General features: G+C 46.3%; 7 protein-coding genes and 4 pseudogenes. 2 read left to right on the top strand and 9 right to left on the bottom strand.

What is annotated here, in order from left to right; genetic code table 11:
- From QUB25_RS08185 to QUB25_RS08160, 6 genes and pseudogenes are all read right to left on the bottom strand, one after another.
- A partial coding sequence (locus QUB25_RS08185; RefSeq protein ID WP_333182678.1) for a leucine-rich repeat domain-containing protein occupies positions 1–674 on the bottom strand: 674 nt, incomplete at its 3' end.
- 125 nt (positions 675–799) lie between these two features.
- Positions 800–1,390: pseudogene (locus QUB25_RS08180) on the bottom strand (ABC transporter permease); the annotation flags it as partial.
- Positions 1,391–1,402: 12 nt separating this feature from the next.
- Positions 1,403–1,912: pseudogene (locus QUB25_RS29770) on the bottom strand (DUF6745 domain-containing protein); the annotation flags it as partial.
- A 558-nt stretch (positions 1,913–2,470) separates the two neighbouring features.
- Positions 2,471–3,490: pseudogene (locus tag QUB25_RS08170) on the bottom strand (leucine-rich repeat protein); the annotation flags it as partial.
- Positions 3,491–3,842: 352 nt separating this feature from the next.
- Positions 3,843–4,883, bottom strand: a complete 1,041-nt coding sequence (locus QUB25_RS08165; RefSeq protein ID WP_333182677.1) for an ABC transporter permease — start codon at positions 4,881–4,883, stop codon at positions 3,843–3,845.
- A 234-nt stretch (positions 4,884–5,117) separates the two neighbouring features.
- On the bottom strand, positions 5,118–5,630 hold the full coding sequence (locus tag QUB25_RS08160; RefSeq protein ID WP_333040475.1) for an adenine phosphoribosyltransferase: 513 nt from the start codon (positions 5,628–5,630) through the stop codon (positions 5,118–5,120).
- A gap of 237 nt (positions 5,631–5,867) precedes the next feature.
- Between QUB25_RS08160 and QUB25_RS08155 the strand changes: the two genes are divergently transcribed.
- Positions 5,868–7,034: a pyridoxal phosphate-dependent aminotransferase gene (locus QUB25_RS08155; protein ID WP_333063931.1), complete on the top strand. Its 1,167-nt coding sequence runs from the start codon at positions 5,868–5,870 to the stop codon at positions 7,032–7,034.
- Between the two features lie 101 nt (positions 7,035–7,135).
- Here QUB25_RS08155 and QUB25_RS08150 read toward each other — a convergent pair whose 3' ends face one another.
- A complete protein-coding gene (locus QUB25_RS08150; RefSeq protein ID WP_333040477.1) occupies positions 7,136–7,909 on the bottom strand; it encodes an RNA polymerase sigma factor SigF in 774 nt (257 codons plus the stop codon).
- A 463-nt stretch (positions 7,910–8,372) separates the two neighbouring features.
- Positions 8,373–9,215, bottom strand: a complete 843-nt coding sequence (locus QUB25_RS08145; RefSeq protein ID WP_333040478.1) for a photosystem II manganese-stabilizing polypeptide — start codon at positions 9,213–9,215, stop codon at positions 8,373–8,375.
- 401 nt (positions 9,216–9,616) lie between these two features.
- Between QUB25_RS08145 and QUB25_RS08140 the strand changes: the two genes are divergently transcribed.
- Entirely contained in the window at positions 9,617–9,979 is a 363-nt protein-coding gene (locus tag QUB25_RS08140) for a hypothetical protein (protein ID WP_333040479.1), read from the top strand.
- Positions 9,980–10,046: 67 nt separating this feature from the next.
- Here the strand turns inward: QUB25_RS08140 and QUB25_RS08135 are convergent.
- A pseudogene (locus QUB25_RS08135) lies at positions 10,047–10,266 on the bottom strand (calcium-binding protein); the annotation flags it as partial.

The raw sequence follows: 10,266 nt of genomic DNA, 5'->3' as shown, positions 1-10,266 counted from the left end.
AGGAATCTGATGTCGGTAATTTGATTTCTGCTGAGATCGAGTGTGGTCAGATTGGTGAGCGAGCCCAGGAATCTGATGTCGGTAATTTGATTTCTGCTGAGATCGAGTGTGGTCAGATTGGTGAGCGAGCCCAGGAATCTGATATCGGTAATTTTATTGTTGTTGAGATGCAGTGTGGTCAGATTGGTGAGCGAGCCCAGGAAGCTGATGTCGGTAATTTTATTGTCGCCGAGATCGAGTCTTGTCAGATTGGTGAGCGAGCCGAGAAAGCTGATGTCGGTAATTTGATTGTTGTTGAGATGCAGTGTGGTCAGATTGGTGAGCCAGCCGAGCAAGGTGATGTCGGTAATTCGATTGCTGGCCAGATCCAGTGCTGTCAGATTGGTGAGCCAGCCAAGGAAGCTGATGTCGGTAATTTTATTGTCGCCGAGATCGAGTCTTCTCAGATTGGTGAGCGAGTCGAGGGAGCTGATGTCGCTAATTCCAGTGTTGCTGAGCTCCAATTCGGTCATGCTTGAAAGTATCTGTTCCGCTTCTTCAGCATCATCAGTGCCAGCCTTTTCTAACAACACTTTAACTGTGTGCCTTGCCTCTTCTGAAAGGCTGTCAATATGCCTGCACCAGTCGGCAAAGCGGCTAAAAATCATTGGCTCGTTTGGTTGTTTTTCTGACATAAAACACTCCGAGATGGGTCAGGGGGCATGGGGCATAGGGCATGGGTAATGGGAATACTGTTGACTGTTGACTGTTGACTATTACAAATCGCCCTTGCGTACCTCATATTACTGAGTTAAGTCTACTATTTCCAATCTTCCAGCTTAATCCGAGGAGCGACAGCTTCCAGCCGCAAATCGGCCAACAAATTCCCAACAATCAACATCGTCGCACCCATCCTCAAACTTGCCATTACTAAATACAAATCTTGATTAGTCACCGCCTCCAGAGTCAGCTTTCCCAAACCCGGCTAATTAAAGAAATATTCGGCAATAAACGCACCGCTCAACAAACTAGCTTGCCTCAAAACCCAATAGCGTAATCAACGGATTAACTGCATTCCGCAAAGCATGAATGTAAATTACTCGATCGTCCGGCTTCCCGGCGAGCCCGTGCTGTTCGGATGTAATCTTGACGCAGCACGTCCAAAAATTGTCCGCGCCTCAATCTTTGCCGGACAGCAAAACCAGTAAGGCTCAAAGCGACAGTTGGCAAAATTAAGTGCCAGCCGTAATCGAGGATTTGACCCCACATTCGGTAAGTCTGCGCGATCGATACAAGTCATTCCTCCGATGGGAAACAGAGGCGAAGTATTCTGAGCAAAAAATAGCAGCAACGCTGCGATCGAGCGGGGAAATCCTTGTCCGGTGTAGCTGACTACTTGTAGAACTCCATCGCCGCAATTATATCAAGTCTGCACGGAAAATTCCTCTGGATCGATATCCCAATTTACCCACGCAATTGCCTCCCTAGCAGATGTCAGGTTAGGCGGCACTCTCAAAGCGTGAATGAATCCCGTACTCGGACAAGTCATTTTTAACAAATAAATCGGCTCGACATCGGCATTATCTATTTGTAATAGTGCATATTCCTGCCAACTATCTAGTTGTTTTGCTTCCAATTCTTGAATTATGCGAGCGTAACCAATTCCTTGAATTAACACTCGCCTCAGCTCGGCATTCTCTTCTGTTAAAAGCCATTGGGATTGCCATTGATTTGGGTGAAATTGACCGTATTTTTCAGGCAATCTGACGCCTTGATAATAGTAAAAATTCCATCCGTCGGCAAACTCAATCGCAGGTTCTCCTTCTGCGTGCAAGCGGTTTTGACTGTCAAAGCGCAGGTGGCGGGGGCGATCGCATACATAACAAATCTTTTCAAAGGGAAATATCAAACCGCAATGCTCGAAAAGCAGCTTTTGGCAGCGATGTATTTCTTGTGCCTTTTGGGAGATATTGATGCCTGATGAAGAGATATAAAGTTCAGTCAAATAGATTTCTTTAAATAAAGTCGTGGGGGTTTCAGCGTATCTCAGGTCGAACGAATGAGCGGAAAAAACATTCCTCTTCGTTTGTTCCGATCGCTCATATTCGTCAACCAATTCCTTCATTAGCGAACTCAGTGTGCGGTCTGGTTCGGAGTCGAACCTCATGCGCTCGAACTCATACTGCCACACTGCCGGACTTGCAAATTCTTTCACAATCGATGGGGACATCCCTTGCCAGTATAGCTTTTTCCCCAATCTCTTCCTGTGCCATTTGTCTGAGCAGTTTTGTGAATGGTCGTGTTTCGGCAAGTTAAAGATTTGGAGATAAGCGTCGCGGGGACTGCTGCAAACAATAACTTCGGGTTCTTCTAAGCCAATAGCGGCATAGGCAACTTTGACTGCTTCTGTGGCTTTTTGAGCATCAATTGGCCTAGTCGAGAGAGTAAGACGTTTCTGTGCGAGTTCGCCTAACACGCACAGAGCGGTAATTGGATTGCCGTAGAGAGTCAGTTCTGTCAGATGGGTGAGCGATCGCAAGGCGCTGATATCGGTAATTTGATTGTGACCGAGAGACAGTGTGGTCAGATGGGTGAGCGATCGCAAGGCGCTGACATCGGTAATTTGATTGTTGTCGAGATGCAGTGTTGTCAGATTGGTGAGAGATAGCAACGCGCTGATATCGGTAATTTGATTGTCCTCCAGATACAGTGTTGTCAGATTGGTGAGCGAGCCTAGGGAACTGATGTCGGTAATTTGATTGTAGTAGAGATACAGTGTTGTCAGATTGGTGAGCGAGTCCAGGAATCTGATGTCGGTAATTTGATTGTGGTAGAGATACAGTGTTGTTAGATTGGTGAGCGAGCCCAGGAATCTGATGTCGGTAATTTGATTGAGCCTGAGATCGAGTGTTGTCAGATTGGTGAGCGAGCCGGGGAAACTGATGTCGGTAATTTGATTTTTTTCGAGATACAGTGTGGTCAGATTGGTGAGCGATCGGAAGGCGCTGAAGTCGGTAATTTGATTGTAGCTGAGATTCAGTGTTGTCAGATTGGTGAGCGAGCCGAGGAAGCTGATATTGGTAATTCGATTGCTTCTGAGATTTAGTTCTCTCAGATTGGTGAGCGAGCCGAGGAAGCTGATGTCGCTAATTCGATTGTCGCTGAGATTTAGTTCTCTCAGATTGGTGAGCGAGCCTAGAGAGCTGATGTCGGTAATTTGATTGTTGTTAAGATGCAGTGTTGTCAGATTGGTGAGCGAGCCGAGGAAACTGATGTCGGTAATTTGATTTTTGTTGAGATGCAGTGTTGTCAGATTGGTGAGCGAGCCGAGGAAACTGATGTCGGTAATTCGATTGTTGTTGAGATGCAGTGTTGTCAGATTGGTGAGCGAGCCGAGGAATCTGAAGTCGGTAATTCGATTGTTGTTAAGATGCAGTGTTGTCAGATTGGTGAGCGAGCCGAGGGAGCTGATGTCGGTAATTTTATTGTCGCTGAGATCCAGTCTTGTCATGCTTGAAAGTATCCGCTCTGCTGCTTCAGCGTCATCCGTGCCAGCCTTTTTTAACAACACTTTAACTGTGTGCCTTGCCTCTTCTGAAAAACTGTCAATATGCCTGTACCCGTCGGCAAAGCGACTAAAACTCATTAGACATCTCCTAACAAGCCTGTTAAAGGCAGGCAGGATGCCTACCCCACAAGAATTATGGGAGATGTCTATTGGCTCGTTTGCTTGTTTTTCTGACATAAAACACTCCGAGATGGGTAAGGGGGCAGGGGGTAGGGGGTATGGATAATGAGAATACTGTTGACTGTTGACTATTACAAATCGCCCTTGCGTACCTTCTGTTACTGAATTAAGTCTTCTATTTCAAATCTTCCAGCTTAATCCGAGGATCGACAGCTTTCAGCAGCAAATCCGCCAACAAATTCCCCACAATCAACATGGTCGCACCCATCATCAAACTTGCCATTACTAAATACAAATCTTGATTGTTCACCGCCTCCAGAGTCAGCTTTCCCAAACCCGGCCAATTAAAGAAAAATTCCGCAATAAACGCACCGCTCAACAAACTAGCAAACTCAAAACCCAATAGCGTAATCAACGGATTAACAGCATTCCGCAAAGCGTGAACGTAAATTACTCGATCGTCCGGCAAACCTTTCGCCCGTGCTGTTCGGATGTAATCTTGACGCAGCACGTCCAACAATTGTCCGCGCATCAATCTTTGCAAACCAGCAAAACCAGTAAGGCTAAGGGCGACAGTTGGCAAAATTAAGTGCCAGCCGTAATCGAGGATTTGACCCCACCAAGGTAAGTCTGCGTGGTCAATGCTTGTCATTCCTCCGACGGGGAAAAGAGGCGAAGTATTTTGAGCAAAAAATAGCAGCAGCAAGGCTGTGATAAAGCTCGGAAATCCTTGTCCCGTGTAGCTGACTACTTGCAGAACTCGATCGACTGTGCGGTTTTGATTGACGGCGGCGACTATTCCCAAGGGAATCGCGATCGCCCAAGTTACAATCAAAGATGCGATCGCCATTAATAACGTCGCCGGTACTCGTTCCCACAGCAGCGAAGCTACGGATCGCTGATACACAAAACTCGTGCCAAAATTCCCCCGCGTCACAATTTGTTGCAGCCACAGCCAATACTGCACAATAGCTGGTTTATCTAAGCCGAACTGCTGTTCGAGTTGCTTGAGTGTCTCCGGCGAAATCTTCGGATTTTGGCTCAATGTATCCAAGTAATTTCCCGGTGCTAGCTCAATAATTGCAAAACAAAGAGCCGATGCCAAAAAGAGGGTTAAAAGTGCCTGCAAAAGTCGCTTTAAAACATAAGTAAATGTTTCGCCACCAAACAGAGAATTCAACTTTCGCCAATTTCGATTCAATTTAATAGAAGTCATAGGATTTTAGATTTTAGATTTTAGATTTTAGATTTGAAGAATTGTGAATGATATTGATTCCGGTTGCATCGGCATGATTTAACCACAGAGAACGCAGAGAACGCAGAGAACGCAGAGAAAGAGAAGAGAGAGATGAATAATTCCGATGCAAAGGTCAAGGATATTATTTGTCAGCAGTCAACTGTCAACTGTCAACTGTCAGCAGTCAACTGTCAACTGCCAACAGTTAACTAACTAATATTCAACTAGCGTGACGATCGGCACATCCGGCAATTTCTGCCTGCCGCCCAAAGCCTGCAATTCAATGATAAAAGCAAAACCGACAAGCTCGCAGCCAGCTTGTTCCAACAATTTAGCCGTGGCCGCCGCTGTTCCGCCAGTGGCGATTAAATCGTCCACAATCAGCACCCGGCTGCCGGATGTCATCGCATCTCGGTGCATCTCCAGTCGATCGACACCATACTCCAACTCGTACTCAGCAAAATGAACCGCACCGGGCAGTTTCCCTGGTTTGCGGACAGGAATAAAGCCTATTCCCATTTTATAAGCCAAAGGCGCGCCAAAGATGAAGCCCCGCGATTCCATGCCCACCACATAGTCAACAGACATTGCAGAGCATTTTTCGGCTAAGCTGTCAATGGTGTAGCTGAGCCCTTGCGGGTCGCGCAGCAAAGTTGTAATGTCTCGAAACAGAATTCCCGGCTTGGGGAAATCAGGAATGTCGCGAATCAAAGATTTGAGATCCATAAGCTTGCAGATCGGCGTTGAGGGTAACGAGGCATCAAAAATGGTACAATAATAACGTCAAAAAATAAAAATTAAAGAATAAAAATTAAAACTAAGAGCTTCTTTAATTTTTATTCTTTAATTGCTTAATCCTTTACGTACTATGTAAACAAATGTCATAATTCCCTAACAACAGGGTTGAATATCAACATTTGTCACCCTATGATCGAAAGTCAAAAATCTAATATCTAAAATCCAATGATTAAGTTGGCAGCACGAGTGGGTGAGGTTTCTCCTTCCATAACCTTGGCGATCGCCGCTAAGGCTAAAGCCATGAAGGCCGAAGGGATTGATGTCTGTAGTTTGAGTACGGGAGAACCCGACTTTGATACCCCCGAACACATTAAAGCAGCGGCAAAACAAGCTTTAGACGCGGGCAAGACTAAGTACGGCCCTGTGGCTGGGGAACCGCAGTTAAAAGCTGCGATCGCGCGCAAACTCCAATCCGACAACAATCTCAACTATCAACCAGAAAATATCATTGTCACCAACGGCGGCAAGCATTCCCTCTACAATCTGATGATGGCTCTGATCGAGCCTGGAGAGGAAGTAATTATTCCGGCTCCCTACTGGCTAAGCTACCCTGAAATGGTGAAACTCGCTAGCGGCAAGCCAGTAATTGTACGGACTGATGCTTCTACAGGATATAAAATTACACCGGAACAACTGAGTCGAGCGATTACTCCCAAAACCAAGTTATTTGTACTGAATTCGCCTTCTAACCCGACGGGAATGGTGTATACTACGGCGGAAATCAAAGCGTTGGCTGAGGTGATAGTCGATCGAGATATTTTAGTCGTTGCTGACGAGATTTACGAAAAAATTATATATGACGACGCCCAACACGTCAGCATCGGTTCCCTAGGCCAAGAAATCTTCGATCGCACCCTGATCAGCAGCGGTTTCGCTAAAGCTTACTCGATGACAGGCTGGCGAGTCGGTTATTTGGCCGGGCCGAGCGAATTAATTAAAGCCACCAGCACCATTCAAGGTCACAGTACATCAAATGTGTGTACTTTTGCACAGTACGGCGCGATCGCAGCTTTGGAAAGCAGTCAAGAGTCTGTCGAAACAATGCGTCTAGCTTTTGCCGAAAGGCGTCAGGTAATATTTGAATTACTCGATGCTGTCCCTGGAATTAGCTGTATTAAACCAGACGGTGCTTTCTATATGTTTGTCAACATCAGCAAGACTGGAATGAATTCTTTGGAATTTTGCGACGCTTTCTTAGAACAGCAGCAAGTAGCAGTTATTCCGGGGATTGCGTTCGGTGCAGACGACCATATTCGCTTGTCTTACGCCACCGATTTAGGCACAATTAAAAAAGCCGTAGAAAGGCTCGATAAATTTGTCCGCAGCATCTAAAAATTAGTTAGTAGTCAGTGGTTATTTGTTATTTGTTATCGGTAGCAGCTTAATGCTGACTGCTGACTGCTGACTAATGACTAATGACCAATGACTAATCACTAAAGCTGTTTAGTCATGATTTCCTTGAGCAAATCCAGCCCCTTCTTAACTCGCCGAGAAACTGTCACCGCACTGATACCCAAGCGTTCAGCCGTTTCTTTCTGCGTCAAATCGTAGAGAAAAACAAACTCCAATATCTCGCGAGTCCGTTGTTCCAACATAGCCAAAGCTTGCTGTACGCGAATTTGATCCTCTTGCGCCAACTGAAAACTCCGATATTTGCTATCGGGCACCAATTCTCCCAGACAAGTAGCCCCCTCATCTTCATCTTGCATCGGCGCGTCCAAACTCAGAGGCGATCTGTTGAGATGGGCCAACTTAATTTCTTGCCATTCTTGTACAGAAACCTCCAGGACTGCTGCTACTTCAGCATCCGTAGGTTTGCGGTTTAACTGCACCTGCAACTCCTTGATCGCTGCTACTGATTTGCGTTCCAGGGACTGCCAGTGGCGGGGAAATCGCACAGAAGGGCTTTTGTCCCGCAAATAGTGTTGAATTTCGCCCCGTATGTAGGGAATTGCAAAGGAACTAAAAGCGTGCCCCTTCGCGATATCAAACCGCTCGATCGCCCTGATCAACCCAATACATCCGACTTGCAGCAAATCGTCGTAACTTTCACCGCACTGGTTGATCCAGTGGTAAACTTCTTTTCTGACCAGTCCAATATTCAGTTTAACTAACTGATTGCGGATTTCATTAGAGCCAGAAAGTTGGTACTCGCGCAACAATTGCAAATTTTCGCTTTTTAGCTCGTTCGGCAGTGTGGTAGACATGGTGGCATAAGGGTGGGTAGAGCAGAGGACTGAAGTTGCTTTAGATCTAGTTTCCAATCTAGTCTAAAAAAATTCACTTTTATGTAGTGTAATCGTAGCACTTAATATGTGTGATAGCGGACACACCAGTTGAGTTTTCGGAACGTGAACGGATTTAGCGGGATTATCCGAAGGTTTTCGGCATAAGGCAGACTTTTACCAGGTAGAAGACCTGCGACCAAATCTCCTATTTAATCAGGTTTTTTAAAAAAATACATTATAAGCTGAAAGCGCTGTGAATACAATACTTTAATTAATAAAAAATCCCAACTTCATAACTTGCGAATTACCACAATTAAATCATAAATTTAGTCATTAGTCAACAGTCCTAAGTTAGGTTGCTCAAGACTGTTGGCTAATGAAGAGCGAGCAGTACCTTTAGGGTAAAAAACTACTCAAGTTCGATCGATCCAGAAAGCCAATTTTACGATACAGAAGGCTCAATCCGAGCGTAAAACAAACCCCGAATTTTCACGTCCAGAGCCGGTCTAGCTCCCAAATCAGTATCAGAAGGCTGCGTGCTCTCAAAAATCCCGCCAACTTCGCCAGTGGCGCTGTTAACTTTAGCAACTTGGAGAGAAATTCTGCCCGCCTTGGTGCGAGTGTCAGCCAGCTTAACATTAGACCGTTGCAGTTTGGAATTGTCAGTAGCCGGAAGCGCTACAGCATTGTCGTAGCCAGTCGATACCCCGCGACCTTTAGGGTCCAAAAAGCCTGCGCTGCGGTAAGAAGGAACGTTAAACTCCCCTCTCAAATCGGTGGAAGTATTGATAGCAACTACTCCGGGTTCGGAACTAGCTACCAGTTCTTTAATGGTAAACAAGAAAGGTACTTGCTCTCCGCCCGGTAATTGAATCGTAATAGCTTGAAAATCCAAGCCGTCTTCTTCTGTGAAAGTCAGAGTTCCGTCATTACCGACCTTAAGCGTACCTTGAACTTGGTCAATGCTCGACGTGAACCGTGTCAGCAATTTACCAGGCACAAATTCCGCTTCTTGACGTTTGTTTGCTGGTTCTTCCTTCACAAAATAAGTTGTGGGCTGCAAACACAAACCAGTCAGTTTATAGGTGGCGCCCGCTTCGATGGGGATCGATCCCCGAGAAGTTTCTGCCAAGCTAGGGCAGTTATTAGCCAAGCCAGTACCTCTAATCTCGTCGTAGGTGAGCAACTCAGTAGTCGCTACCGTCGTGTCAGAAGCAGAAGAACAAGCAACCAGCGCACTCATGCAAAATGCTAAAAGTGCAACAATTAAAGCACGATATTTCATTGCAAACCTCAATATCCAACATCGGATTATATTAAGAAAAAGCCCTACTTCGAGCAAAATATAATTGCCCGCCGGCAGGCTAGGCCAGCGCTTAGGGCAGCATTTAGATCCTGATCGCTCGCTTCACCGACACCGGCATTGACTCAGAAAATCAAGCTAGTGCGCCGTGAAAATAAGCATGAACTTATGATTTCTCAATCATGTTCCGATCGCAGCCCAATACACATGGTACGACGGGTTGTGCTCTTTTCCTGACTTGGACTGCAAATTAATATTGCTTAAGTCAACCTACTTAAGTTACTTTGCTTATGACCCCGAATGGCGATCGCGACTAGCTCGATTAGTCGGTTGACCAAAAGGCTGGGGACAAAGGCCTTGTAGATTTCAAAGGAAGCAGCGGTATGGACAACGGCAAAGATTTAGAGTCAGAAAAGTTGCAGTCTCAAATGCAATCGCTGACAGAGGCGATTCGGACTTTAGCCGAAAGTTGTCAGGGAGACAGTCTGCTGCTTTTGGCCCTGCTGCGGAGGCTGGAAGCTTCGCACCGGGAAATTCGGGACGGTTTGTTTCAAGCGTCTTTTCCCGACAACCGCCAAGCACTTTACAAACTGCTCAGGAATATTGAAGCCAATGGCGGCTGGCCTTACATCCACCGCATGAAACTTCGATCGCTCTTGGGGTACACCCAACAATTATCTCCTCTAGAAGATTCTCCAGCCGAGTCGCCAGAAGACTCGGCCGAAACTCCCCAGGACGTTAAATAGTTTTGAGTGATGAGTTTAGTGAGTTTTACATTAACTCATCACTCATCACTGAGCTGCGCGATCGCACCTAGGAGAAAGGTGTAGGAGGTAAGGGTAGCGGGTTCGGCACCGTCGGGAATATCGGCGTCTGCCCGGGCATTGGCAATAGTCCGGGAGCCGGCGTGGGGGCGATCGAACTAATTGACAGCAGGGGCGAATCAGCATCAGGCACGCTAACTGTCGGTGGAATCGGAATCCTCGGAGTCGGCGTCGGAGGCGAAGTTGGAGTAGGAGGCGAAGTTGGAGTA

This window comes from Microcoleus sp. B3-D7, from assembly GCF_036705305.1.
Taxonomy (GTDB): Bacteria; Cyanobacteriota; Cyanobacteriia; order Cyanobacteriales; family Microcoleaceae; genus Microcoleus.
Note: the sequence above shows the minus strand (reverse complement) of the source record. Positions and strands in the feature narration are given on the sequence as shown.

What these genes read in the sequence shown, in the direction of transcription:
- QUB25_RS08165 (WP_333182677.1), bottom strand. Translation starts at nt 4,883, where the DNA reads ATGACTTCTATTAAATTGAATCGAAATTGGCGAAAGTTGAATTCTCTG.
- QUB25_RS08160 (WP_333040475.1), bottom strand. Translation starts at nt 5,630, where the DNA reads ATGGATCTCAAATCTTTGATTCGCGACATTCCTGATTTCCCCAAGCCG.
- QUB25_RS08155 (WP_333063931.1), top strand. Translation starts at nt 5,868, where the DNA reads ATGATTAAGTTGGCAGCACGAGTGGGTGAGGTTTCTCCTTCCATAACC.
- QUB25_RS08150 (WP_333040477.1), bottom strand. Translation starts at nt 7,909, where the DNA reads ATGTCTACCACACTGCCGAACGAGCTAAAAAGCGAAAATTTGCAATTG.
- QUB25_RS08145 (WP_333040478.1), bottom strand. Translation starts at nt 9,215, where the DNA reads ATGAAATATCGTGCTTTAATTGTTGCACTTTTAGCATTTTGCATGAGT.
- QUB25_RS08140 (WP_333040479.1), top strand. Translation starts at nt 9,617, where the DNA reads ATGGACAACGGCAAAGATTTAGAGTCAGAAAAGTTGCAGTCTCAAATG.